Genomic DNA, 22650 nt, shown 5'->3' on the forward strand with positions numbered 1-22650 from the left:
CTTAGATTCTTTGCCAGTGAGATGGAAGTAGGTCATCCCAATTCATAGTGAGGTCATTTGTCCATCGGCTTGGACAAATTACCGTGTTATTTGAATCTTTTGCCAGCCAAGCTGCCCACCAGCTCAGAGAGCTATTGGCAATTAAATGATTTTGACAGTGCGTCATGAGCTCCAACTCTTGTATGACTGCGTCACCCTTATCTAGGGATTGAATAAACGTCATCTTGTCTTGGTAAGGTAGATTCGCCTTCACCCAATCTAAGTCATCTGAAAACACAAAAAAATGGGTCTCTGGTTTCCTGTCTAGCAGTATTGCCATTCCTTGTTGGTGGTAATCAAGTCCAATAAAACCATGTACCTTTGCTGCACTCGCTAGATGAACGTAATCACCGCGTCGAACATGGACCATAGAGGAGTTGCAAGCTTGGATTTGGTTAAGGTAGTTTTGGTAATGTGCGTCTAATGGGGCTTTAGGACTTACTTCTAACTGCAGTATTTTTTTGATCGATTCAAAATAACGATATGACTGCCAATATCCCATGAGATAAAGATTTTGAGTTTTGAAGGAGGGGGCTTTTAAAAGGCTGGGGTCGAAACAATATGGAGTTCGCTCTGAATAAACAAAGGGATTAATGGGCCATAGCTTCTGAAGGATGCGATGAATGCGTTTAGGCCTCTTTGGCGGCAAATCAAGCGAGATTGGTGCGCCCTTAGTACTTAATGCGGAGATTAGCGACTCTCTAGGGGTTACGTCTTCATAAGTCTTGGTAAACCAGCTTTGATCAAGCAGTAAGGAGGTTTTGTGCTGATGCGCTAGCGCTCTGGCAGTGGCGTACTGAAATAGTTGGTTTCCTAGGCCGCCTTGGAGCTGTGCGATGATATTCATAATCATATAATTAGACCATCAGATGGACTCAATTGGGAGTCTTGTCGTCTAAAACTACTTCCTTTGTATTTCAAGCTGAATATGACTCTTATCCATTTGTTGCAGCTTGCTAAGAAACGCAAAGTTAAGCTACGGCGCTCATTTGAAAAGCATCAATTTAATTGGCTTTTCAATTCAACCACACTTCGACGGCATGATCTCATTCTTGTTGAGGCAGAAAACGCGCTTCAGAATAAGTTTCTGCACGAGGATGTAGCGGCATGCCTTAGCTCATCCGACCTGCTGGTTCAGCAAGGAACTCGTTTAAAAATGGATTTAGAGGCGCTGCTTAAAAATTGCATGATGGGGGCAAGTGTCGAGCGCATCTTGATTCAAATTCCAGATGCACGTTTTTCTCCAGCAGGATATTCACTCTTTTCTAACTTGATGGAGAGTTTGAATTACATTGGCATTCCCGCAAGAGCTCTAGGTTGGGAAGAGAAGATACAAAGCGCGTTAGATCAATTCAAGCCTACTATTTTGCTCTCCAGCGATAACCATGAGTATCTCCGTCGTATTGATTGGGATGTGGTTGCCAAATATAAGAGCTGTCATAAACTGCGTGTTGGCTTGAGTGCGGCGCTAGAGGAGTACGAAAGCACCCCTTTGCTTCCGCGCTTGGCTTGGGCGAAAGCGCATGACATTGATTTTTTCTATAGCTATCGAGATGAAGATTACGTCAGGAGCCGAAAGGAGTACGCACCTTTTTTTGATGCGGGTTACCAAATTCTCTATATTCCTTTCGGCGCTAATACATTGCATTATTTTCCGGTCGCAGGATTTGAGCGTGATCTGAATTATGTTTTGATGGCATCGCGCAAGCGCGAACACATTGCATATTTAAAAAACATTGCACGTCAGTACTCTGGATTCCTTGATGGTCCTGGCTGGAAGCAAGTGAAGCATTTTCAATTTAATCGAGAGCGGGATTGCTATATCTACGCGCGCGCTAAGGTGGGACTGAATGTGCACTTACCAGAGCAAATCGATTGGGCTTGTGAATTAAATGAGCGCACATATCAATTGGCGGCGTGCAGGGTTCCGCAGTTAATTGATCACCCCATGCTACTCAATAAGATTTTTGGATCAAACTCTTTTTTTATCGCAAATTCACCCGCTTAATACGATGAGTTATTTAAAGAGCTGATGCACAATCCCTCCTTGGGGGTTGAAAAAGCCCTGCATGCGCAGCGTGAGGTATTTGCTTCCCACACCACCCTTCATCGCGCTAAGTCCTTGATAGATCAGTTAAAATTATTAGAATAATTTTTCGTACCCCTCTCTAGTAATGGGTGCTAAGTATTTGATTAATAGGGTAAAAAATGATTTTAGTTACTGGTGGTGCTGGCTTTATTGGTGGAAATTTTGTTCTCGATTGGCTAAATGTGCCCAGTAATGAGGGCGTTGTTAATCTCGATAAACTCACCTATGCCGGCAACTTAGCCACTCTTGCATCTTTAAAAGATGATCCGCGCCATATTTTTGTCCATGGAGATATTGGCGATAAAGAGTTAGTCGCACGACTGCTCAAAGAGCATCAGCCTCGTGCCATTTTGAATTTTGCTGCTGAGAGCCATGTGGATCGATCCATTCATGGGCCGGCTGAGTTCGTCACAACTAATATCGTTGGCACATTTAATTTATTAGAGTGTGCCCGTGAGTATTGGAATGGTTTAGATGAATCCGCAAAGAAGACATTTCGCTTCCATCATGTTTCGACTGACGAAGTCTATGGATCACTTTCTGCAACTGATCCTGCATTTACAGAAACTAATTCTTATGAGCCTAATAGTCCATACTCAGCCTCTAAAGCTGCCTCTGACCATTTAGTGCGCGCATGGTTTCATACCTATGGCTTCCCAACGGTGACCACCAATTGCTCTAATAACTATGGCCCTTATCATTTCCCAGAGAAGTTGATTCCTTTGGTGATTCTGAATGCACTCAATAGCAAGCCATTACCTATTTATGGTGATGGTCAGCAAATTCGTGATTGGCTCTATGTTGGTGATCATTGTTCGGCGATTCGTGAAGTCTTGACTAAAGGGGCATTAGGTGAAACCTACAACATTGGTGGCTGGAATGAAAAAGCCAATATTGATGTGGTTAAAACCATCTGCGCAATCTTGGATGAACTCAAGCCTCGAGCTGACGGCAAGTCCTATGTTGATCAAATTACCTACGTTAAAGATCGCCCAGGGCATGACCGTCGTTATGCCATTGATGCAAGCAAGGTTGAGCGTGAGCTTGGCTGGCGTCCTGCAGAGACATTTGATACGGGTATTCGGAAGACGGTGCAATGGTATTTGGATAATCCAGTTTGGATAGAGGGCGTTGTCAGCGGCTCCTATCGCGACTGGTTACAAAAGCAATACAACTAAAGCCAACTTTATCTCTATGAAGATTTTGGTATTTGGTAAGGATGGTCAGTTAGGTAAAGCGCTCCATGTTTTGCTGGATTCGCTCTTACCTACTTTGGCGCATAAGCCCAATATTAATTATGTAGGTCGCTCTGAATGCGATCTTGCTGATGCATCTGCATTGGAAGCCCTCCTAAATCAATTGCAGCCCCAGCTGATCATTAATGCTTCAGCATATACGGCAGTCGATAGGGCAGAAACAGAACCTGATTTAGCTTTTGCTATCAATGCAAGAGCACCAGAAATCATGGCGCAATATGCTGCAGATCATGGCGCTACTTTTCTGCACTATTCAACAGACTATGTTTTCGATGGTGAGAAATACGGCTATTGCTTGGAAGACGATATACGCAATCCTTTAGGGGTTTATGGAAAAAGCAAGGCTGCTAGTGAAGAGACAATTGCCAGAATTTTCGCTGGCAATGCCGGTAGTGGTCAATATGCCATCTTCAGAACAAGCTGGGTGTATGGAAATGGCGGCAATTTTATTCGGACCATCTTGCGACTAGCTAAAGATCGTGAAGAGCTCAAGATCATCAATGATCAGTATGGCGTTCCAACGAGTGCCACATGGTTGGCGCAAGTGAGTTTAGGCTTAGTGGCCGATGACAAGCTCAGGATTAAAGAATTTCCTTCTGGCATTTACCATGCAGTTCCTGCTGGTGAAACTACTTGGCATGGTTTGGCGTGTTTGGCAGTACAAGCAGCATTAGAGGATGGGGCGTCCTTGAAAATAGTTCCCGGTGCAATCAAGTCCATTCCTGCAGTGGAGTACCCTTTGCCCACTCCTAGGCCTATGAATTCAAGGATGTCGACGGATAAGCTCGGTCAAGTGCTTGTGGGTCGGGGCGATATGTCAAAATTGGAACAATTAAATCAGCCGTGGGATATTGCTGTTAAGGCGTATGTTTCTAATTTGGCTAAAGATAGACTGATCTAGAAAGAATCTTATGGCAGTAAACCAGATGAATCGCAAAGGTATCATTTTGGCTGGTGGATCTGGTAGTCGTTTGTACCCAGTGACCCAGGCTGTTTCAAAGCAACTCATGCCTGTCTATGACAAGCCGATGGTGTATTACCCTTTGACAACCCTCATGCTTGCGGGCATTCGCGATATTTTGCTAATTTCTACACCGCATGACACGCCACGTTTTGCAGAGTTGCTGGGTGATGGCTCGCAATGGGGCTTAAATATTGAGTATTGCGTACAGCCATCCCCCGATGGTTTAGTGCAGGCGTTTACTTTAGGAAAAAACTTTATTGGTAATAACCCAAGCGCTTTAGTGCTCGGCGATAATATTTTTTACGGCCATGAATTAGTTGATCAGCTGGATAGCGCTCATGCTCGTAATGATGGTGCGACGGTTTTTGCCTATCACGTCACGGATCCTGAGCGTTATGGTGTGGTGGAATTTGATAAAGATTACAAAGCACTCTCGATTGAAGAGAAGCCTCTTAAGCCGCGCAGTAGTTATGCAGTAACAGGACTCTACTTTTATGACAATCAAGTCTGTGATATCGCCTCATCTATTAAGCCTAGTGCACGTGGCGAACTCGAGATTACCGATGTCAATCGTGTTTATCTCGAAAACAATGAGCTTAGTGTAGAAATTATGGGCCGTGGTTTTGCCTGGTTAGATACCGGCACTCATGATTCTTTGCTGGATGCCGCTGGCTTTATTGCCACTCTCCAAAAGCGCCAAGGCCTCATGGTGGCTTGCCCTGAAGAGATCGCTTATCGCCAGGGATGGATTAGTGCTGAGACAGTGCAAAAAGTTGCTACTCAATTAAGTAAGAATAGTTATGGTCAGTACTTGAGCAAAATATTAAATGAACTCAATACTTCCGCGCAACCTGTTTCTCTATCTCATAAGAAGATGATTAGATGATTGGATGAGTGAGTTTTTGAAGTCCTCTAAAATTTTGGTGACTCCTACTGCCATTCATGATATATTGGTAATCGAGCCAAAAGTATTTGGTGACGAGCGCGGCTGGTTTACCGAATCCTTCAATGCCCATGACTTTTCTATAGCCACGGGTTTGAATGTGGAGTTTATTCAGGACAATCATTCTTTTTCTCGTCAATGGACCTTGCGGGGTTTGCATTATCAGCTTGAACAAACGCAGGGTAAGTTGGTGCGTGTTGTAGCCGGTAGCGTCTTTGATGTAGCCGTGGATATTCGCAAAGATTCACCAAGCTTTGGCAAGTGGGTAGGCCTGGAATTAAGTGCTCAAAACCATAAGCAAATGTGGATACCTGCAGGTCTAGCCCATGGCTTCTTGGTGTTATCGGAGACTGCAGAGTTTTTATACAAAACGACCGACTACTATCACCCGCAAAGCGAAGCTTGTTTGGCTTGGAACGATACAACTATCGGGATTGATTGGCCTTTACCTGCTGGTATCTCCCCCAATATGAATGCCAAAGATTCTGCTGGTTTATCGTGGGATGTTGCTCCTAAGTTTTAATGAATTTAGGGGCATTTTCAAAAGATAAGATAATGCTCGCATGAGCACTTCCCCCAAAATCCTGCTGGTAAAACTATCCTCTCTTGGGGATGTATTGCATAACTTGCCGATTGTGTGGGATTTGCGCGCACGTTTACCGGAAGCACAAATCGACTGGGTTGTGGAAGAAGGGTATGTACACCTCTTGGAGCCCCTATTATCAAAAGACGGTTTTAGAGGTATCGATCGCATCATTCCTTTTGGGCTACGCCGCTGGAAAAAAAATCTTTTTAAGCTAGTAACGTGGAAAGAGTTTTTTGCGTTTAGAAAAACTCTTCAATCTACTACTTACGACGTATTGATCGAAACCCAGGGTTTACTGAAATCCGCCATTGTGTGCTCTTTAGCCAAGAAGAGTTCCACGGCCGTTATTGCCGGCCTAGCCAATGCAACAGAGTTCTCAGGTTACGAGCCTTTATCTAGATCTTTTTATAACCAGTCAGTACAGGTCCCCAAGCAGTGCCATGCTGTGGATCGTTCGCGTTGGGTCATGTGCTCTGTATTGGATTGGTCTTTGATAGAGCGAGGTGATGCGCCACAGTTTTATCCAGCGCAATGGGTTTCTAGTATTTCAAAGAGTTCCGTTGAAGGGCTTCATGCGCCTTATGTATTGTGCTTTCATTCAACGGCTCGAGAAGCTAAGCGTTGGTCTAATGACAATTGGATTACGCTGGGTAAAGATTTATCTGCTCGAGGATATCAAGTGGTTTTCCCTTGGGGCAGTCCCTCCGAAAAAGAAATTAGCGAATTACTCGCCGCACAGATTCCAAATGCACTGGTACCCCCAGCATTTTCGATTGAGGATGCTTTTTCGGTAATTGCTGGCGCTGCTCTAACGGTGGGGGTAGATACTGGCCTGACTCATCTAGCGGCGGTCTTGGAGAAGCCAACTGTAGAGATTTATTGCGATTCGCCACGTTGGAAAACAGAAGGTTATTGGTCTGATCGAATTTGTAATGTGGGCGATATTCAAAATCCACCGAGCGTTCAAGAGGTTCTTAACGCATTTTTAAAGCTTCTAGATCAAGCTTAAAGATTGACTGATTTTTAGTTATTAGCGCAGTAAGATATTGATGGAGATGAGATCTTCATCTGATAGCGCTGCCGCATGTGCCTTTAGTTTTATGGCATTCAGAATTGTGTTGTAGCGCGCTTGCTGTAATTGCGAGCGTGTTGTGATCACGGTATTTAAAGCAATCAATACATCAATATTGATCAAAGTCCCCACCTGAAATCCCAGCTTACTAGACTCCAGCGCTGAAGTGGATGGGCGCTCAGCTGCCTCATAGGCTTTGACGCTGGCTAGGCCACCATAGAAGCCGGTAAATGCTGCACGGGTACTTTGGGCTGCGGTACGGCGTGCATTGTCATAGTTCGCCTTTGCTGCATCTAGCAGGGCAGCATTCTGACGAATTAGAGAGCTGTTATAGCCGCCGGAGACCAAGGGAATGGTCATCTGCAAGGCGATAGTGTTGTTATAAATATTCGTTTGTGGCGGGGTTAGGCTATTGGCCGTTCTGTTAGAGGTGTTGTAACCCGCTGTACCTACAAAATTAAGAGAAGGATAATTCAGTGCCTGCGAAGCCTTGTAGGTGCTCTCCGCTAAGTTAACTGAGAGCTGACCTGCCAAGACATTAAAGTTGGCTGTTTCTGCTTGATTAATCCAATCCTCTAGAGTTTGACCTTTCGGCAATTGAGGGTTGACGCTGTCTGCAATCGGAGTGCCATTACCATCTTTTGATTTAGAGCGGAGGGTCCTTGAGAACGCCATCAATCTTAGCTTCTTTGATAAGTGGTTTTAGAGCGCCTACAGGGCGGCCTACTAACTGCTCCAGTACACCTCGTTTAACGATCAGATCTGCTTGAGCAGCAATTTCTTGAGAATTAGCAAGGTCAAGAGCTGCTTGTGCAGTGTTGACATCAACAATAGTTGCCAGACCAGCATCAATCTTGGCTTGAGCAATCTCTAGCTGCTGTTTGATCAACCCTTTTTTATTGCGATAGAGCTCAACGTTATCTTGACTGGTGAGTGCATCGAAGTACGCTTGTGAAACACGAATAATCAGGTCTTGTTGCGCTAAGTAAAAGCGCATATCCGCAATTTTGGTATTGAGGTCACCCTGTTTAAATGCTTCAAATGCTGCCATATTGAAGACAGGTTGAGTGAGGGTGACGGTATAGTTTTTTGATCGTATACCCGATTGCTGGGATATGAGCTAGCAGGAGTATTGCCTGCCGCATGCTGATAGTAGCGAGTACCACCAGGTACGGCGCTAGCCTGTGGGAGCAGGAGGGATAAACCTTGCCAATAAAGCTCTTTACTAGCTTGATAGTTAAAACGAGCAGCATTTAATACAGGATCGCTAAATGCTGCTTCTTGGTAGAGTCGAATTAAATCCGTTGCCTGACTAGTATTAGTTGCACTGTTAGCGCTGACATTAGACGGTGCTTCATTGATCGGAATCGCTTGCTTTGGCAAGGCGACCATCTGTGGCGGCATGTCTAGACCTACTAAGATTGTGCACTCACAGGGGTTGGCAATGAAGGTTTGGCCCCATTAGCGCTTTGTGCTAGTGCTGCGGACGGATAGACTCCGAGTCCGAACGCCTGACCCAGGATTACACCAAAACTGGTTAACTGAGAGAGGCGAAAACGTGTCGATGTCATCTCGATGTCATCTAATTCGGGTGCTTTTCAATGTGCCATGAAGTTTAAGGCCTATTTGCCTAAAGCGCTGGATTTAAGCCTTATTTTGCCAAATCCTAGGATCTGCTTCATCTATCTATAAAATTGCGCCTATGGATCTAATTTTGCTAGCTAAAGCGGTAGTACTGGGGGTAGTGGAGGGCTTAACCGAGTTTTTGCCAATCTCCAGTACGGGCCATCTGATTTTGGTTGGTGATTTACTCGACTTCAATGATGAGCGTGGAAAGGCTTTCGAGGTCATTATTCAGTTTGGCGCGATTTTGGCAGTTTGTTGGGAGTTCCGAGAAAAGCTCTGGAAGGTTGCTGCTACTGCTCGAACAAGCGCCATCTCTCAACGCTTCATTCTCAATCTATTGATTGCCTCTATTCCAGCGATGGGTTTGGCGTTCGTATTTGGCAAATACATTAAAGCTGTTTTATTTGCGCCCATTCCGGTGGCTTCTGCATTTATCGTTGGCGCACTGGTGATCTTCTGGGCAGAGCGCCGTCAGCAAAAACTTATCTCAAGCAAATCACATATTCAGTCGGTAGATGATCTCATCCCAATGGATGCTTTAAAGGTTGGGCTGGCGCAATGCGCTGCTTTAATCCCTGGAACTTCTCGTTCCGGTGCGACCATTATTGGCGGCATGTTATTTGGCCTGCCGCGTGCAGTTGCGACTGAATTTTCTTTCTTCTTAGCAATTCCTGTAATCGGCGGTGCAACTGCTTACGAACTTCTCAAGCTTTGGAAAAATCCCGTTTCTTTGTCTGGCGATTTTACTTGGGCGATTGTGGTCGGTTTTATCTCCGCTTTTATCTCCGCATTTATTTGTGTGCGCTGGTTGATTCATTATGTTGCTGGACATAACTTCATCCCATTCGCCTGGTATCGCATTGTCTTTGGTGTGCTGGTATTGGTGAGTGCGTACACCGGCCTTGTAGCCTGGTCCCACTAAACCAAGATAATTCAAATTCATAGACGCAGATTGGAATAAATATGGATGTATCAATTGACGCTATTACCAATAATATTCAGCTGGCATTAGCCCCAGTCTTTTTATTGACTGCAGTAGCAACTTTAATTAATGCAATCTCTGCTCGCTTGGCTCGATCGGTGGATCGTATGCGCGCTATTCAGCACCGAATTCAAGAGGGCGGCATTCAGGATCAAGATATGTTGACTCATATGACGCAAGAGGCGAATGAGGCAAAGGTCAGGGGGCGTCTTTGTACGGCTGCGATTTTCTTTGATGTATTAAGCGGCGTATTTATTTCTTTAACAGTTCTAGAGTTATTTTTCTTCCAGGCAGGTGCGGTGCGGTCATTACAGGCCACCTATGTCATTTGGACGTTTGTACTGGGATTGATGTCGTTTATGACTTCGCTTTCTATCGTGCTAGGTGAAGTGGTTTATGCCTATCGCTCGGCTGGCTGGAATACGCCTTTTCCAAAATAGAGTCTAAGAAATCCATAAAGTATGAAAGTATTTCTCTCGTGAATTTTTCAAGAACTGAGCGTATCCGCTCTTTTGTATTGCGTGCTGGTAGAACCACTGCTGGCCAGCAGCGGGCTATTGATGACTTGGGCCCTCAGTTCTTAGTGCCATTTCAAGAGACCGTATTGGATCTTCCTCAGGCTTTTAATGGCTCCTCCCGTCCAAAGATATTGGAGATTGGTTTTGGGATGGGGGAGACCACTGCCAAAATTGCTGCCTTACGCACTGAGGATGATTTTTTGGCAATTGAAGTGCACTCTCCAGGAGTTGGCGCTTTACTAAAACTGATTGGTGAAAACCAGCTGACCAATTTACGCTTGATTCGTCATGATGCAATTGAGGTGCTAGAGAAGATGATTGCACCAAACTCTTTTGATGGTATTCATATTTACTTTGCAGATCCTTGGCATAAGAAGCGTCATCACAAGCGCCGCCTAATTCAGGTAGAGTTTGTGAGACTGCTGGTTTCTCGTCTCAAACCTGGTGCCTATTTGCATTTAGCTACCGACTGGCATAACTATGCTGAGCAAATGCTCTTAGTATTAAATGCAGAGTCCGACTTAGAAAATACCTCTACTGATCAAATACGCATTGAAACTTTTTCAGCGACTGATGTTGCTAGTGAAATTGAGCTTGCTAAAGAGTCTTTTAAAGAATTCAAGCCGACTCTTAAGCAGATGGAGGCTAAGCATTCTGGGTATGTCGAGAGACCTGCATATAGACCAACCACTAAGTTTGAAACTCGGGGCATTAAGCTGGGACATGGTGTGTGGGACTTAGTCTATAAGAAAAAATAAAGTAGCAATGATGTCAAAAAATAAAGCCGCTCATTTAACCTAAAAGAGCGGCTTTATTAGTTTCTGATCTTAGCTTACAGACCAAGACAAACGTATTTCAGCTCTAGGTACTCATCCATGCCATAGATGCTACCTTCACGTCCTAAGCCGGATTGCTTTACACCTCCAAATGGACCCACTTCATTGGAGATGATCCCAGAATTCACGCCCACAATGCCGTACTCCAATGCCTCTGCCGCTTTCCAGATGCGACCAATATCTCGGCTGTAGAAGTAGGAAGCCAAGCCAAACTGGCTATTGTTAGCCAGTCTGATTGCTTCCTCGTCGCTTTCAAACGGGATGATTGGGGCTACTGGTCCGAATGTCTCTTCATAGGTAATGAGCATGTCATTAGTGACATTAGACAAAATAGTGGGCTCATAAAAAGTGCCACCTAAAGGGGAGGGCCTACCACCAGCAACGAGCTTTGCACCCTTACTAATGGCATCGGCTACATGCCTCTCCACCTTCTCTAAAGCAGCCTGCTCAATCAGTGGGCCTTGCGTAGTGCCAGTCTCCATACCATTACCCACTTTAATCGCTTGAATAGCTTTGGCAAACTTCTCCACAAATTGATCGAGCACATTCTTGTGGACATAAAAGCGATTCGCGCAAACGCAAGTTTGACCAGAGTTGCGATATTTAGATGCCATTGCACCAGAGACTGCCGCATCGATATCCGCATCTTCAAAAACAATAAAGGGTGCATGGCCACCAAGTTCGAGGGCTAATTTTTTTACGGTAGGTGCGCACTGAGCCATCAAAATACGACCTACTTCTGTAGATCCAGTAAATGACAGATGACGAACTACAGGTGAGGCGCACAGTATTTTGCCAATCACAATCGATTGCTCGGCATCTGCCGTCAGAATGTTGATTACACTTGCTGGTACGCCAGCACGTTGTGCAAGTTCAGCTAGGGCAAGAGCCGATAGCGGAGTTAGTTCGGCGGGCTTAATAACAATGGTGCAACCTGCTGCCATTGCTGGCGCAATCTTGCGGGTAATCATGGTAATCGGAAAATTCCATGGAGTAATTGCTACGCAGACACCAATCGGCTGCTTCATCACGATGAGACGTTTATCGCTCCAAGTTGTGCTTGGAATAGAACCTGCTACCCGCTTAGCTTCTTCTGCAAACCATTCAATAAATGAAGCGCCGTAAGTCACTTCACCAGTTGCCTCAACTAAGGGCTTGCCTTGTTCCAGGGTCATCAGAGTGGCAAGGTCTTGAGTATTCTGAATAATCAGATCAAACCATTTGCGCATCACCTGGGCACGCTCTTTAGCAGTTTTACTTTTCCATTCTCGAAAGGCGACCTCTGCAGCTTGGATTGCCAGTTCTGCATCTTTGGTCCCAAGATTGCTTACTTGTGCAAGGTGCTCGCCAGTAGCTGGATTAGTAACAGCAAAGGTATTTTCAGACTTTACCCAGGCGCCGTTAATAAAGGCATCTTCTTTAAACAAGCTCGGATCTTTGAGTAAGGGGCGAATATCTATTTTTTGCATGGCAAAGTCTCCAAAATCGTTCTAGCTATTGATGGTTGATGGCTTAATCTATTTAATCAACTGATTTTATCCCTCAGGCGAGGGTAATGAAAAACCCCTGGACTCTGAACGAGTGCAGGGGTCTAGTGAACTGCTTTTCGAGGCTTGGGCTGCTGGTGAGCTTAGCCCGTCTGAATCTCTGCACTTCTTAGCTTTTGAGCTAAGAGGTCTAGTACCCCGTTCACGTATTTATGACCATCGGTACCGCCGAAGGTCTTAGCAAGCTCTACGGCCTCATTAATAGCTACTTTATATGGCGCGGACAGGTCGATAGCCAATTCATAAGCACCGATCAATAAAGCAGCATGCTCAACAGGGGAGAGCTCATTAATAGGGCGATCCAGTGCAGGGGTAATGATGCCTTCGAGCTCATCTGTACGCTCTAAAACGCCAGCAAAAATGCCTTGGAATAAATCATGTTGGCAACGACGAAAGCCAGGGTCTTCTGCTAACTGTTTAGCGATGGCTGCGGCATTCGGTAGGCTACCTGCGCGACGCATCACTAGACTTTGATATACACCTTGAAGGGCATACTCACGAGCACGGCGGCGTGGCGTTAGGGAGCGTTTTGGTGCGCTGGCCACAGGGGCTTGCGATGTTGCGGGAGTCTTAGTCATATCAATCATTACTCTTCGCTGGGATTGATTTCAAAATCAATGTCTGGTGTGAGAGCCAATGCTAGGTTAGCTATTTCAACAACAGCTTTAGCACAATCAGCGCCTTTAACTTGAACGCGTACTTGTGCCTGCTCATCCGTCTCGCAGGTGAGAATACCATTGGCAATTGGTAGCCCAAACTCAAGGCAAACACGGGTAATACCGGCACCAGATTCATTCGATACGAGTTCAAAGTGGTAAGTCTCGCCGCGGATGATGGCACCTAGTGCAACCAAGCCATCAAACTCACCTGTTTCAGCTAACTTTTGAAGTGCGAATGGAATTTCTAATGCGCCCGGCACGGTGACTAACTTGATATCAGATTGGGAGACGCCTAACTTGATGAGCTCTTCAATACATGCAGTAGTGAGGGCAACGCAATGCGCTTCATTAAAGCGCGCTTGTACGATGCCAACGCGTAGATCTTGACCATTGAGATCGGTAGCAAGTACGCCTACAGCAGATTCGTCATTGGATGTATTCATTAATTTCCCGGAATTACTTATTGTTGAGATTCAAGATTGGATTGAAAAGGGGTATAGCCAGTCACTTCAAGCTTGTATCCAGATAAGCTTGGCACGGGACTTGGATTGGCTAATAAACGCATTTTTCCTACGCCAAGATCTTTGAGAATTTGCGCACCGATGCCGTAAGTACGGAAATCTGTTTTTCGTGTTGGCGGTACGCTTGTGTTTTCTGATTCTGCGCCATTGAGTTTATGAAACTGTGCCAACCAATCTGCATCTCCTAGAGCCGCAATACCAGAGGCATTGAGTAAAACAGCGACGCCAGCTGGTGAGGCTGCTAGCTTTTGGAGTGCTTGAGCCAGTGGCCAAGAGTGGGTGCTGACATTGGCGTCCAAGAAATCCAATGCTGTAAGTGGTTCATGTACACGAACTAAAGTTTCTACGCTCTCCGAAGGCTTGCCGTGAACTAAAGCCAAGTGAATGCAAGAGCTTGGGGTATCGCGATAGACGATGCCCTGAAACTTGCCCCAAGGAGTGTTGAACTCACGCTCGCCTTCGCGGACCATAATACTTTCATGTTGACTACGATATTGGATGAGATCAGCAATGCTGCCAATCTTTAATTGATGTTCTTTGGCAAACTCGAGCAAGTCTGGCAATCGTGCCATGCTGCCATCATCTTTCATGATTTCGCAAATCACGGCGGTAGGTGAGCAACCTGCCATGGTAGCTAAATCACAACCAGCCTCTGTATGACCTGAGCGAATCAATACACCGCCAGGCTGTGCCATCAATGGAAAGATGTGACCTGGTTGAACTAGGTCGTTTGGTTTTGCATTAGCTGCAACCGCAGTTTTGATTGTATGGGCGCGGTCTGCCGCTGAGATTCCAGTAGTAACACCACTAGCTGCTTCAATCGAAACTGTGAAATTGGTTCCCATGGAGGTGCCGTTATCGCGCACCATCAAAGGAAGGTTGATTTGTTGGCAACGTTCGCGTGTCAAAGTCAGGCAAATTAATCCACGACCATGCTTAGCCATGAAATTCACCGCCTCTGGGGTGACATGATCGGCAGCAAGCACTAAGTCGCCTTCATTCTCGCGATCTTCTTCATCGACCAGAATGACCATCTTGCCAGCTTTCATGTCGGCAACGATTTCTTCTGTGGAGGCAAGGATATTTTGCATAGCCCTCTATTTTAAGCTGAGGAGGGGCTTTTGGTTTCTACCTAGCGCACCGAGCCCAATATCCAGCTTTTCTGACGATCGGCACCCATTTATTGGCTGTATTCCCTTGATGCGACTTAGGAGGATGGCCAATGCCCAAGATTCCCAGTGAATACAGCCATAGACCCACCAAGCCCCAGGATTTAAAAGGACAAGCCAATGGCTTTGTCTTGTTGGAAGTGCTTGTAGCGATGACCTTGATAGCAACCGGCTGGATCAGTCTTGGTAATACCTATCAAAAATTAGTGCTGCTTATGGGGCAATTAGGGGCAAGACGAGAGCAAATACACCAGGAGCTAGACCAACATGAGATTGCCCAAGCTACAGCAGCAAAAATCGTATCGAGAGAAAGCCTATTAAATGAGTCTACTGGAGTGCCTCGTCGGATTCACACTATGCCTCATCTTGGTAGGGCCTCTATTAAAAAATAGTGGAGAACTGATCGTCAAACAAATTGAGTTGGAGAAATCCCAATCACTCGCACTTGAAGCGGATCGTGCTTTGGAATTGATTGGCCGATCCATTCGCATGGCAGGATTTCAAAATTTGCCATCTCCATTGGCAAGGCAATCACAACAATCAAAACAAGGTTTTATTGATATTTAGAAAGGAGTTGGATTTCGAGGTTCGGACTCCATCATGGTAAAGCATGAAGTATCTAAAGGAGTTGACTTTGATTGCATCGGAAATGTCATTACTAATGAGCGCGCCAAGAAAAGTATCACTCAACAGGGATTCATTGTTGATCGACAAGCAAGCCTTCCTAAGGGTGTGCGAGTAAATGGCGGTTCACTCATTTGCCAATCACTGGATCGTCAGGGCCGCTTACAAAACACCACTTTAATGAATGGTGTGGAGCGTTTATCGATCGAGTCTATTCAAGTTGAGCATCTGCCTATAAGCCAATCTCGTAAAGTGCCGAAAACATTCAGGGTGAAGCTGGTGATGACTGATGGAGCAAGGATTCAGCGCATATTTGAGCGTACTTTTTCTACAAGAAACCTTTAGTGATTATTGCTTGGGTTTTATCTCTATTCATCTTGATTTCTTCCTTGATTCAGATCTTGGAGCGTTCTGTCGCACTTGAACTCATTCGCCTTAATGCTGTTACCAGTGCGGGAAAGAAATTGATCGCATCTGAAAAATTACTCTTAGAGTGTGAGGAAAGCTTGGCAAACATTGCTTCGCTCAATCACTCTTATTGCCATATTCAATCTGTCGGAAAAAATCTCTGGCTCATTTCTACTAAAGAAATCCCACCCTCGAGATCTTGGTTTTTCTAGATGAAAAAACTAAACAAGCCAACCGCTTAAATTGGCGTCAAGAATTTGAATGAACAGTGTAAATGATAAAAACCTGAATTACTTTGGGGGTGAGAGTGGTGGCAGCTTGCTGGAGCTAATGACAGTGGTCCTATTGATTGCCATCATGGCAGTCATGTCAATGCCGCTGCTACAAAATGGCATGGCCGTTCGACAAATTGATACTATCGCTCGACGTTTTATTGTTCATGCGCAATTTGCACGAGGACAAGCTTTAATGCTGGGTACTCCGATTCAGATTACCCCCATTACTGACAAGCTTTGGGATGAGGGGTGGGTGGTGAAAAATGCCTGTTCTGACAAGCGGGCGTCATCAGCCTGTGTCGAGCATCATTGGTTTTCTCAAGGGGATATAGCGCCCATTTACTTTAAGGGTGGGGGCAAGCAATTTATTGACCCCCATAGTGGAAAAAGAGGGATTCTGTTTAATGCGGCGGGGGCTGCTAAAACCGGCCAAGGAGGCTTTGTAGCTAATCGCCTAATACTGGGGTCATGAGCAAGACGCCAGTCTTGAAAGGCAACTGATTTTGGGTAGTGGTGGTCGCTGGCGCATTTGTGATCCTGTTCGGGAAGCCAAAGCCTGTAGATAGTTTGTAGGTAAATTTGCCCCTCTAGCCCGCAATCGGTTTTAATAGACCCATGTACACCGCTGTTGATCACCAATTGATGAGCGAGGCCTTGGCCGAAGCTCAAAAGACTCTCTATTTATCCAATCCCAATCCGCGGGTGGGTTGCGTGATCGTAAAGGATGGAAAAGTGATTGGTCGGGGTTACACCCAAAGAGTGGGTGGACCTCATGCGGAAGTTCAGGCATTGGCTGATGTGAGGGCGAAGGGAATGGATCCTGCTGGATCGACGATCTATGTCACTATAGAGCCATGCAACCATACCGGCAGAACTCCACCTTGTGTTGATGCCTTGATTGAGGCAAAGCCGGCTATGGTGATTGCAGCCATGACTGATCCAAATCCTTTGGTAGGTGGCCAAGGCTTAGAGCGACTGAAGGCCGCAGGAATTGAAGTGCGTTGTGGTTTGTTAGAGACGGAAGCCATAGCACTCAATCGGGGATTTATTTCTCGGATGACTCGAGGTTTGCCTTGGGTGCGGATGAAGATTGCTGCCAGTCTAGATGGAAAGACCGCACTCCCAAATGGGCAGAGTCAGTGGATCACGGGACCGCTTGCAAGAGCTGACGGACATCACTGGCGTGCTCGAGCCTGCGCTATATTGACTGGTGTAGGTACCGTCAAAGAAGACGACCCCACTTTGAACGTGAGAGATGTTCAAACGGAGCGTCAGCCTTGGAGAATTATTGTGGACTCCAAGCTCGATACACCGCTAAATGCAAAGGTATTGAGTCACCCTAACGCATCAGGCGTTATCTTGTTTTGCGCTTCATTGGATTCTCAGGAGAGCCAAGATAAGGCAAAAGCATTTGAAGCTCTTGGTGTCGAAGTGATTGCGATGGCTAATGCTCATGGCAAAGTAGGTTTGCCAAAACTCTTTGCGTATTTGGCAAAGGAGCGCCACATGAATGAAATCCATGTTGAGGCTGGATTTAAATTAAATGGATCCTTGTTGAGAGAAGATTGTGTTGACGAGCTCTTGCTCTACTACGCCCCCTTCTTTATGGGTGACGGTATTGGTATGGCAAACATTTCTCCCTTGGGGGCGTTGGATCAACGCCAGGATTGGCAAATCATCGATCAAACCCTATTTGGTTCTGATCTTCGTTTGCGCTTGAGCAAGAAGTAGCAAATACGAAATAACGATTCAATAAAATTACAAATCCTATTTAAGATCTCACTATGTTTACTGGAATTATTACGGCGGTTGGTCAAATCAAAAGCGCTCAAGCTAAAGGTGATGGGCTGCACTTAGTCGTTGAAGTACCTTCCGGATATCTTGATGATGTTGCATTGGGTGACAGTATTGCCATTCAGGGTGCCTGCATGACAGCTACTGAATTAACCGATACTACTTTTGCTTTAGACATCTCCCGTGAGTCTTTAAGCAAGACAATTGGTCTGGATAAGGTAGGCCCCGTTAATCTTGAAAAAGCGCTACGTCTCAATGATCGTTTGGGTGGTCACTTGGTGAGTGGGCACGTTGATGGGGTAGGCAAGGTGGCGCATTTTGCCACTGTCGCAGGCGATGCTTATGGTTCATGGTTACTGCAGATTGAGGCGCCCAAAGAGCTTGCGCCATTCTTGGCTTATAAGGGATCGATTGTGGTGAATGGTGTTTCATTGACGGTTAATAAAACGCAAGACAGTCAAGATGCATGTTTAGTCGATATCAATATTATTCCGCACACACTTGAGAACACTACATTAGGGAAGCTCAAGCAGGGTGAAGCAGTAAATCTAGAGGTGGATTTAATTGCGCGTTATGTTGAGCGGATGTTGAGTAAATCTTCAATTTGATAATTAATTAATAAATTTTTAATTAAAGCCTCATAGGTACCCGCAGATATTAGATAAGCGGTGATTCGACCACTCTTTGTGAGACCAATCGGTCGCAGCTTCACAAGGTCAAAAACACCATCAAAGTCTTGGCTTAACTTAGAAGCCGGAATCTTTTTTACTGCGAAGTTTTTGGGCATGGCCCAATTATAAGAGCTGTGATTTCTAGGAAGCCCTTGTTAACAGGCTGGTTTTAAGCCCCTACTATCAATAGTCCCAATTTGGGACTATACTGACGTTGTGAGAATAATTGCAAAAAAATACTTGGTTCAATTTTGGAAGTTACATCAAGATGCCGAGCAACCCTTAAAGTCTTGGCACGACGAAGCTGTGAAGGCTGATTGGCAATCACCCCAAGATATTAAGAGTCAGTATAGAAATGCAGGTTTTATTGCGCATAACCGAGTTGTTTTTAATATCAAAGGAAATAAATACCGCTTAATTGTTGCAATAGCCTATCGCTTTGGAGCCCTCTACATTAAGTTCATTGGGACTCATGCGGAGTATGACGGGGTTAACGCCAAGACAATTGAAATGGAGGTTATATGAAGGAATTAAAACCCATTCGTAATAATGCGGAATATAAATTTGTTTTAGCAGAGATTTCGCAGTTGATTGATAACGAGCCGATACCCGGTAGTAAGAAAGGGGATAGATTTGAGGTTCTTCTAATGCTGGCAGAGATTTATGAAGCAAAGCGCTATCCAATTTCTCTCCCTGATCCAATTGAGGCTATTAAATTTAGAATGGAGCAGGCTGGGTTGAAGCCAAAAGATCTTCAACCCATGATTGGCGGGTTAAATCGTGTCTATGAAATACTTAATCGTAAAAGACCGCTGACATTAAAAATGATTTGGAATTTACATAAGATGCTGGGAATTCCGGCTGAAAGTTTGATTCAGCAGGGCGCATAATTTTTTTAGTTGAGTGCTACTTGGTAGCGCGTTGGATCACTCAAGTTGGCTTGCTTAAAACTTGCCTGTCGAAGACGGCAAGATTCACATTCTCCACAAGCTTCACCCAAATCATTTGCTTGGTAGCAAGAAACAGTTTGCGAGTAGTCGACGCCTAAAGTGGTACCCAGTTGAATGATTTCTGCTTTGCTCATGCCGATGATGGGCGCGTGCACCCGAAAGCGATTCTCATTATTAATGGCTTCCACACCAGCCTTAGTAGCAAGGTTGGCCATAGTCTCAAATGAGGCTAAGTACTCTGGGCGGCAGTCTGGGTAGCCAGAGTAGTCAACGGCATTAGCGCCATAAAAAATATCCAATCTACCTAATGACTCAGCCCACCCTAAAGCAAGCGATAGCAAAATCGTATTACGCGCTGGCACATAGGTGACCGGAATTTCTAAATCTTTACTAGGGGTTGTTGGGATATCGATAGATGAGTCTGTCAGTGCTGATCCACCAAAGCGTGTGAGGTCTAAATTCACAACCTCATGACGAATGACACCCATTTTCTTGGCAATCTGTTTTGCTGCTGCTAGCTCTGATGAGTGGCGTTGACCATAGCCAACAGATAAGACATAGGGCGCGTAACCAAGATCTTTCGCCAACGCCAGAATGGTGCTGGAATCCAGTCCACCAGAAAACAAAATTACTGCCGGTGCATTAGGTTTGCGCGGAGCAATACTTTCAAAAGTAGCAGATAACTTAGATATGGAACAGTATTGAATCCTGAGTTACTGGATTACTTAGTTGCAGCGATCAGTTGCTGCGCATCTTTTGCTGCTTCGGTATCCGGATACTTGCTGATAATGTCGTTAAATGTCTTCTTGGCAGCAGTCTTATTTTCACTTTCCAATTGCGCATTACCGAGTGTCAACATGGCTGTTGGAATATGTGGATGGTTTGGATAGCGCTTAATCAGGTTTTGCAGTTGCGCAATCGCACCGGTGTAATCCTTGTTGGCATATTTGCTGTTACCGCTCCAAAAGAGTGCCAGCGGGGCATAAGGGCTATTAGAGTATTTCTTAGCAAAAGCAGAAAAGTCGCTGTCTGCTTTTTTGAGATTGCCAGATTGAAAGGTCTTTAATGCGTCATCATAGGCTTTTTTCTCACCCGGCTGGACCGTGCCACTGACACCTTCAATAGTTGCTGTGCGGGGCTCAAAGTTCCCTAGGCGGTTATCGAGATCTTGGTAATAGGTTTTTTGACTGGCGCCAATATCTTCACCCAGTTTCTCAAGCTCTTCTACCTTGCCACGTAGCTCCGCATTCTCTGTTTTGAGTTTATCGATTTGACCTTGTAATTCAAGTTGCGTAGTGGCTAGAGATTTACGTAAGTCTAATATCGCTTTACGTGCATCATCATCAGCAAAGAGGGCCCATGCATTGCCAGAGGCGCTCAGGCAAAGAGTGGCGGCACTTAAACAAAACGCTCGTGAGAGCGTTTGTTTAAAAGAGTGTGAAGGGCTACGCATTAGTTTGTAATGTAAACAATGTCAGCACGGCGATTTTCTGCCCATGCCGCTTCGTTATCACCTTCAGCTTTTGGTTTTTCTTTACCAAAGCTCACTGCTTCCATCTGGTTGTCAGAAACTCCCATCAAGTTGAGTGACTTACGCACCGCATCTGAACGGCGTTGACCCAAAGCTAAGTTGTATTCAGCTGTGCCGCGCTCGTCAGTATTACCTTGAATGATGACCTTCTGTTTTGGATTGGCTTTTAAGAAGCTTGCGTGTGCAGAGAGTTGTTTCTGATACTTAGTCTGAACGGTGTATTCATTGAAATCAAAGTACACGCTACGTTGGAACAGTGGGCTGCTCGGATCATTCCATGGCTGCGAGCCAAAGTTACCACTACCACCGCCATTGGCACCATCAACATCATCCAATTTGACGCTTGAGCAAGCTGCCAAGAGAAGAGCGGTTGCGCCCACAAGGGTCAGGGTTGCGGCACGGCGCGCGATAGAAATTTTCATGATCTTTCCTTTTTCCTACAAAACAGGCAATTAATTAAGCTAATAGACAATATTATGCCCCTAAGATTAGCCTATTTGGGTGGAAATGATGCTTCCTTTTTTACTTTATAAGGCATATTTGCATTTCTCCTTAAATGAGGTAAAATTATTCCTCAAATGAGGAATTAAAGATGTCTAGTGTCATCGCCAAAAAGCCCGGCACAAAAGTGACTCGCAAAAACTTGGTTGCTGGAGTTCAGTCAGATTTTTCTTTTGCTCAAATTTATCGAGTTCAGCCTATTGATCGCATTCGATTGATGCGGACGGGGGTTCCAGCTCGATACATCAATGTCATCGCTGATTCTATGGGCATTACAAAAGATACCTTATTTAGGTATTTGAATTTACCTAGATCAACTGTGGACAAGAAGTTAGCTGCAAGTCAAATATTACCTATTGAGCAAGGTGAGCGTTTGATTGGTATGGCTAAGCTTGTTGGACAGGTCGAGTCAATGATTGCTGAGTCAGGAAACCCAGATGGTTTTGACGCTGCCAAGTGGGTAGCGAGTTGGCTTGAAAAACCATCTCCAGCTTTAGGTGGCGAGAAGCCATCGGCCTACTTAGATACGATTTCTGGCCAGGAAATGATTTCCGATCTTCTTGCCAAAATTCAAACTGGGGCATACGCATGAGTGTTCAGGTCGTTTGGAGAATTGCATTGGATGCGCCCACGTTTAAGGCGGATGATCTCAGTGGCGAAGGGGCAAAAAAATCAGGCGGGAGATGGAATAAAAAAGGGACACCTGTTCTCTATACCTCTGAATCGATTGCCCTTGCTTGTTTAGAGACCTTAGTGCATATCAATGCACAAGGCCTTCCCTTAAATCGCTATTTAGTGCGCATTGATATCCCAACAAAAGTATGGGACATGGCTAAGAAATTCAATTTCAAAACTGCTGGATTCGGTTGGGATGCTTTACCGGCAGGAACAGTGAGTATTGATAAAGGTGAGAAGTGGCTGCAATCCAATGCGAGTGCTTTACTCTTTGTACCTTCAGTGGTCATACCGCAAGCAAGTAACGTATTGATTAATCCCTTACATCCGGATACAAAGCTGATCAAGGCTAAGAAAATTGAGAAATTTTCTTATGACCCTCGTTTAGTGAGTCTGCCTTAATCTGTTAATTGC

Annotated in this window: 31 protein-coding genes; 19 read left to right on the plus strand and 12 right to left on the minus strand. The window is 45.2% G+C overall.

Annotated features, from left to right (window positions below):
• Window position 1 precedes the first annotated feature (1 nt).
• Entirely contained in the window at window positions 2-892 is an 891-nt protein-coding gene (locus DXE44_RS00720) for an alpha-1,2-fucosyltransferase (RefSeq protein WP_114651850.1), read from the minus strand.
• A 75-nt stretch (window positions 893-967) separates the two neighbouring features.
• On the opposite strand from DXE44_RS00720, the gene DXE44_RS00725 reads away from it, so the two are divergent.
• From DXE44_RS00725 to waaC, 6 genes are all read left to right on the plus strand, one after another.
• Entirely contained in the window at window positions 968-2047 is a 1080-nt protein-coding gene (locus DXE44_RS00725; protein ID WP_114651852.1) for a CgeB family protein, read from the plus strand.
• Window positions 2048-2247: 200 nt separating this feature from the next.
• Window positions 2248-3306: a dTDP-glucose 4,6-dehydratase gene (rfbB, locus tag DXE44_RS00730; protein WP_114651854.1), complete on the plus strand. Its 1059-nt coding sequence runs from the start codon at window positions 2248-2250 to the stop codon at window positions 3304-3306.
• Window positions 3260-4285 carry a dTDP-4-dehydrorhamnose reductase gene (gene rfbD / locus DXE44_RS00735; protein ID WP_231970514.1) on the plus strand — a complete coding sequence of 342 codons (1026 nt, stop codon included), beginning with the start codon at window positions 3260-3262 and terminating at the stop codon, window positions 4283-4285. The genes rfbB and rfbD overlap by 47 nt, the downstream gene beginning before the upstream one ends.
• Window positions 4286-4310: 25 nt before the next feature.
• Entirely contained in the window at window positions 4311-5234 is a 924-nt protein-coding gene (gene rfbA, locus DXE44_RS00740; RefSeq protein WP_114654291.1) for a glucose-1-phosphate thymidylyltransferase RfbA, read from the plus strand.
• A 31-nt stretch (window positions 5235-5265) separates the two neighbouring features.
• Window positions 5266-5814, plus strand: a complete 549-nt coding sequence (rfbC, locus tag DXE44_RS00745) for a dTDP-4-dehydrorhamnose 3,5-epimerase (RefSeq protein WP_114654292.1) — start codon at window positions 5266-5268, stop codon at window positions 5812-5814.
• 40 nt (window positions 5815-5854) lie between these two features.
• Entirely contained in the window at window positions 5855-6886 is a 1032-nt protein-coding gene (gene waaC / locus DXE44_RS00750) for a lipopolysaccharide heptosyltransferase I (RefSeq protein ID WP_114651856.1), read from the plus strand.
• Window positions 6887-6907: 21 nt separating this feature from the next.
• Here the strand turns inward: waaC and DXE44_RS10180 are convergent, their stop codons facing one another.
• From DXE44_RS10180 to DXE44_RS10460, 3 genes are all read right to left on the minus strand, one after another.
• The gene (locus DXE44_RS10180) at window positions 6908-7624 is read right to left on the minus strand and encodes a TolC family protein (protein WP_197712784.1); all 717 of its coding nucleotides are present in this window, start codon (window positions 7622-7624) and stop codon (window positions 6908-6910) included.
• On the minus strand, window positions 7596-8000 hold the full coding sequence (locus DXE44_RS10185; protein ID WP_197712785.1) for a TolC family protein: 405 nt from the start codon (window positions 7998-8000) through the stop codon (window positions 7596-7598). The genes DXE44_RS10180 and DXE44_RS10185 overlap by 29 nt, the downstream gene beginning before the upstream one ends.
• A 364-nt stretch (window positions 8001-8364) precedes the next feature.
• Window positions 8365-8520: a hypothetical protein gene (locus DXE44_RS10460; RefSeq protein WP_231970515.1), complete on the minus strand. Its 156-nt coding sequence runs from the start codon at window positions 8518-8520 to the stop codon at window positions 8365-8367.
• 131 nt (window positions 8521-8651) lie between these two features.
• On the opposite strand from DXE44_RS10460, the gene DXE44_RS00760 reads away from it, so the two are divergent.
• From DXE44_RS00760 to trmB, 3 genes are read left to right on the plus strand one after another with little or no spacing between them, the layout of a single operon-like run.
• Entirely contained in the window at window positions 8652-9497 is an 846-nt protein-coding gene (locus DXE44_RS00760) for an undecaprenyl-diphosphate phosphatase (RefSeq protein WP_114651858.1), read from the plus strand.
• A gap of 41 nt (window positions 9498-9538) precedes the next feature.
• A complete protein-coding gene (locus DXE44_RS00765) occupies window positions 9539-9997 on the plus strand; it encodes a DUF2721 domain-containing protein (protein ID WP_114651860.1) in 459 nt (152 codons plus the stop codon).
• Window positions 9998-10035: 38 nt separating this feature from the next.
• Window positions 10036-10833 (plus strand): tRNA (guanosine(46)-N7)-methyltransferase TrmB, encoded by a 798-nt coding sequence (gene trmB / locus DXE44_RS00770; RefSeq protein ID WP_231970516.1) that lies wholly within the window; start codon window positions 10036-10038, stop codon window positions 10831-10833.
• A gap of 74 nt (window positions 10834-10907) precedes the next feature.
• Here trmB and DXE44_RS00775 read toward each other — a convergent pair whose 3' ends face one another.
• From DXE44_RS00775 to ribBA, 4 genes are all read right to left on the minus strand, one after another.
• Window positions 10908-12380, minus strand: a complete 1473-nt coding sequence (locus tag DXE44_RS00775) for an NAD-dependent succinate-semialdehyde dehydrogenase (RefSeq protein ID WP_114651864.1) — start codon at window positions 12378-12380, stop codon at window positions 10908-10910.
• Window positions 12381-12541: 161 nt separating this feature from the next.
• Window positions 12542-13036 carry a transcription antitermination factor NusB gene (gene nusB, locus DXE44_RS00780; protein WP_114654293.1) on the minus strand — a complete coding sequence of 165 codons (495 nt, stop codon included), beginning with the start codon at window positions 13034-13036 and terminating at the stop codon, window positions 12542-12544.
• A gap of 8 nt (window positions 13037-13044) precedes the next feature.
• Complete coding sequence (gene ribH / locus DXE44_RS00785; protein ID WP_114651866.1) at window positions 13045-13560, minus strand: 6,7-dimethyl-8-ribityllumazine synthase; 516 nt, start codon at window positions 13558-13560, stop codon at window positions 13045-13047.
• A 17-nt stretch (window positions 13561-13577) separates the two neighbouring features.
• Window positions 13578-14729: a bifunctional 3,4-dihydroxy-2-butanone-4-phosphate synthase/GTP cyclohydrolase II gene (ribBA, locus tag DXE44_RS00790; RefSeq protein WP_114651868.1), complete on the minus strand. Its 1152-nt coding sequence runs from the start codon at window positions 14727-14729 to the stop codon at window positions 13578-13580.
• 131 nt (window positions 14730-14860) lie between these two features.
• Between ribBA and DXE44_RS00795 the strand changes: the two genes are divergently transcribed.
• The 6 genes from DXE44_RS00795 (at window position 14861) to DXE44_RS00820 (ending at window position 18516) form a co-directional block, all read left to right on the plus strand.
• On the plus strand, window positions 14861-15199 hold the full coding sequence (locus DXE44_RS00795; RefSeq protein WP_114651870.1) for a prepilin-type N-terminal cleavage/methylation domain-containing protein: 339 nt from the start codon (window positions 14861-14863) through the stop codon (window positions 15197-15199).
• Window positions 15200-15407: 208 nt separating this feature from the next.
• Window positions 15408-15776, plus strand: a complete 369-nt coding sequence (locus tag DXE44_RS10190) for a hypothetical protein (RefSeq protein ID WP_197712786.1) — start codon at window positions 15408-15410, stop codon at window positions 15774-15776.
• A complete protein-coding gene (locus tag DXE44_RS00805) occupies window positions 15776-16051 on the plus strand; it encodes a hypothetical protein (RefSeq protein WP_114651872.1) in 276 nt (91 codons plus the stop codon). Before DXE44_RS10190 ends, DXE44_RS00805 begins: the two co-directional genes overlap by 1 nt.
• A gap of 49 nt (window positions 16052-16100) precedes the next feature.
• Window positions 16101-16586 (plus strand): pilus assembly FimT family protein, encoded by a 486-nt coding sequence (locus DXE44_RS00810; RefSeq protein WP_231970517.1) that lies wholly within the window; start codon window positions 16101-16103, stop codon window positions 16584-16586.
• Between the two features lie 143 nt (window positions 16587-16729).
• A complete protein-coding gene (gene ribD / locus DXE44_RS00815) occupies window positions 16730-17845 on the plus strand; it encodes a bifunctional diaminohydroxyphosphoribosylaminopyrimidine deaminase/5-amino-6-(5-phosphoribosylamino)uracil reductase RibD (RefSeq protein ID WP_114651874.1) in 1116 nt (371 codons plus the stop codon).
• A gap of 53 nt (window positions 17846-17898) precedes the next feature.
• Window positions 17899-18516 carry a riboflavin synthase gene (locus DXE44_RS00820; RefSeq protein ID WP_114651876.1) on the plus strand — a complete coding sequence of 206 codons (618 nt, stop codon included), beginning with the start codon at window positions 17899-17901 and terminating at the stop codon, window positions 18514-18516.
• On the opposite strand, the gene DXE44_RS00825 is transcribed toward DXE44_RS00820, so the two are convergent.
• A complete protein-coding gene (locus tag DXE44_RS00825) occupies window positions 18480-18695 on the minus strand; it encodes a hypothetical protein (protein ID WP_114651878.1) in 216 nt (71 codons plus the stop codon). The genes DXE44_RS00820 and DXE44_RS00825 overlap by 37 nt on opposite strands.
• A 100-nt stretch (window positions 18696-18795) precedes the next feature.
• Here DXE44_RS00825 and DXE44_RS00830 point away from each other — a divergent pair, with 100 nt between their 5' ends.
• A complete protein-coding gene (locus tag DXE44_RS00830; RefSeq protein WP_114651880.1) occupies window positions 18796-19104 on the plus strand; it encodes a type II toxin-antitoxin system HigB family toxin in 309 nt (102 codons plus the stop codon).
• A complete protein-coding gene (locus DXE44_RS00835; RefSeq protein WP_114651882.1) occupies window positions 19101-19469 on the plus strand; it encodes a helix-turn-helix domain-containing protein in 369 nt (122 codons plus the stop codon). Before DXE44_RS00830 ends, DXE44_RS00835 begins: the two co-directional genes overlap by 4 nt.
• A 5-nt stretch (window positions 19470-19474) precedes the next feature.
• On the opposite strand, the gene queC is transcribed toward DXE44_RS00835, so the two are convergent.
• Genes queC through pal form a run of 3 tightly spaced genes read right to left on the minus strand, consistent with a single transcriptional unit; the run spans window position 19475 to window position 21482 of the window.
• Window positions 19475-20221: a 7-cyano-7-deazaguanine synthase QueC gene (gene queC, locus DXE44_RS00840; RefSeq protein WP_114651884.1), complete on the minus strand. Its 747-nt coding sequence runs from the start codon at window positions 20219-20221 to the stop codon at window positions 19475-19477.
• A gap of 29 nt (window positions 20222-20250) precedes the next feature.
• The gene (gene ybgF / locus DXE44_RS00845; protein ID WP_114651886.1) at window positions 20251-20982 is read right to left on the minus strand and encodes a tol-pal system protein YbgF; all 732 of its coding nucleotides are present in this window, start codon (window positions 20980-20982) and stop codon (window positions 20251-20253) included.
• On the minus strand, window positions 20982-21482 hold the full coding sequence (pal, locus tag DXE44_RS00850; RefSeq protein WP_114651888.1) for a peptidoglycan-associated lipoprotein Pal: 501 nt from the start codon (window positions 21480-21482) through the stop codon (window positions 20982-20984). Before pal ends, ybgF begins: the two co-directional genes overlap by 1 nt.
• Window positions 21483-21652: 170 nt before the next feature.
• Between pal and parS the strand changes: the two genes are divergently transcribed.
• Together parS and DXE44_RS00860 are read left to right on the plus strand one after the other, a co-directional pair.
• Entirely contained in the window at window positions 21653-22153 is a 501-nt protein-coding gene (gene parS / locus DXE44_RS00855) for a type II RES/Xre toxin-antitoxin system antitoxin (protein ID WP_114651890.1), read from the plus strand.
• Window positions 22150-22638, plus strand: a complete 489-nt coding sequence (locus DXE44_RS00860; RefSeq protein ID WP_114651892.1) for an RES family NAD+ phosphorylase — start codon at window positions 22150-22152, stop codon at window positions 22636-22638. Before parS ends, DXE44_RS00860 begins: the two co-directional genes overlap by 4 nt.
• Window positions 22639-22650: the final 12 nt, after the last annotated feature.

This window comes from Polynucleobacter necessarius (assembly GCF_900095175.1).
Lineage (GTDB): Bacteria > Pseudomonadota > Gammaproteobacteria > Burkholderiales > Burkholderiaceae > Polynucleobacter > Polynucleobacter necessarius_I.

Bases quoted from the DNA above. Each gene is read 5' to 3' on its own strand.
- DXE44_RS00720 (WP_114651850.1), bottom strand. From the start codon at position 892: ATGATTATGAATATCATCGCACAGCTCCAAGGCGGCCTAGGAAACCAA.
- DXE44_RS00725 (WP_114651852.1), top strand. From the start codon at position 968: ATGACTCTTATCCATTTGTTGCAGCTTGCTAAGAAACGCAAAGTTAAG.
- rfbB (WP_114651854.1), top strand. From the start codon at position 2,248: ATGATTTTAGTTACTGGTGGTGCTGGCTTTATTGGTGGAAATTTTGTT.
- rfbA (WP_114654291.1), top strand. From the start codon at position 4,311: ATGAATCGCAAAGGTATCATTTTGGCTGGTGGATCTGGTAGTCGTTTG.
- waaC (WP_114651856.1), top strand. From the start codon at position 5,855: ATGAGCACTTCCCCCAAAATCCTGCTGGTAAAACTATCCTCTCTTGGG.
- DXE44_RS10180 (WP_197712784.1), bottom strand. From the start codon at position 7,624: ATGGCGTTCTCAAGGACCCTCCGCTCTAAATCAAAAGATGGTAATGGC.
- DXE44_RS10185 (WP_197712785.1), bottom strand. From the start codon at position 8,000: ATGGCAGCATTTGAAGCATTTAAACAGGGTGACCTCAATACCAAAATT.
- DXE44_RS10460 (WP_231970515.1), bottom strand. From the start codon at position 8,520: ATGACATCGACACGTTTTCGCCTCTCTCAGTTAACCAGTTTTGGTGTA.
- DXE44_RS00760 (WP_114651858.1), top strand. From the start codon at position 8,652: ATGGATCTAATTTTGCTAGCTAAAGCGGTAGTACTGGGGGTAGTGGAG.
- DXE44_RS00765 (WP_114651860.1), top strand. From the start codon at position 9,539: ATGGATGTATCAATTGACGCTATTACCAATAATATTCAGCTGGCATTA.
- DXE44_RS00775 (WP_114651864.1), bottom strand. From the start codon at position 12,380: ATGCAAAAAATAGATATTCGCCCCTTACTCAAAGATCCGAGCTTGTTT.
- nusB (WP_114654293.1), bottom strand. From the start codon at position 13,036: ATGACTAAGACTCCCGCAACATCGCAAGCCCCTGTGGCCAGCGCACCA.
- ribH (WP_114651866.1), bottom strand. From the start codon at position 13,560: ATGAATACATCCAATGACGAATCTGCTGTAGGCGTACTTGCTACCGAT.
- ribBA (WP_114651868.1), bottom strand. From the start codon at position 14,729: ATGCAAAATATCCTTGCCTCCACAGAAGAAATCGTTGCCGACATGAAA.
- DXE44_RS00795 (WP_114651870.1), top strand. From the start codon at position 14,861: ATGCCCAAGATTCCCAGTGAATACAGCCATAGACCCACCAAGCCCCAG.
- DXE44_RS10190 (WP_197712786.1), top strand. From the start codon at position 15,408: ATGGTAAAGCATGAAGTATCTAAAGGAGTTGACTTTGATTGCATCGGA.
- DXE44_RS00810 (WP_231970517.1), top strand. From the start codon at position 16,101: ATGAACAGTGTAAATGATAAAAACCTGAATTACTTTGGGGGTGAGAGT.
- ribD (WP_114651874.1), top strand. From the start codon at position 16,730: ATGTACACCGCTGTTGATCACCAATTGATGAGCGAGGCCTTGGCCGAA.
- DXE44_RS00820 (WP_114651876.1), top strand. From the start codon at position 17,899: ATGTTTACTGGAATTATTACGGCGGTTGGTCAAATCAAAAGCGCTCAA.
- DXE44_RS00825 (WP_114651878.1), bottom strand. From the start codon at position 18,695: ATGCCCAAAAACTTCGCAGTAAAAAAGATTCCGGCTTCTAAGTTAAGC.
- DXE44_RS00835 (WP_114651882.1), top strand. From the start codon at position 19,101: ATGAAGGAATTAAAACCCATTCGTAATAATGCGGAATATAAATTTGTT.
- ybgF (WP_114651886.1), bottom strand. From the start codon at position 20,982: ATGCGTAGCCCTTCACACTCTTTTAAACAAACGCTCTCACGAGCGTTT.
- pal (WP_114651888.1), bottom strand. From the start codon at position 21,482: ATGAAAATTTCTATCGCGCGCCGTGCCGCAACCCTGACCCTTGTGGGC.
- parS (WP_114651890.1), top strand. From the start codon at position 21,653: ATGTCTAGTGTCATCGCCAAAAAGCCCGGCACAAAAGTGACTCGCAAA.
- DXE44_RS00860 (WP_114651892.1), top strand. From the start codon at position 22,150: ATGAGTGTTCAGGTCGTTTGGAGAATTGCATTGGATGCGCCCACGTTT.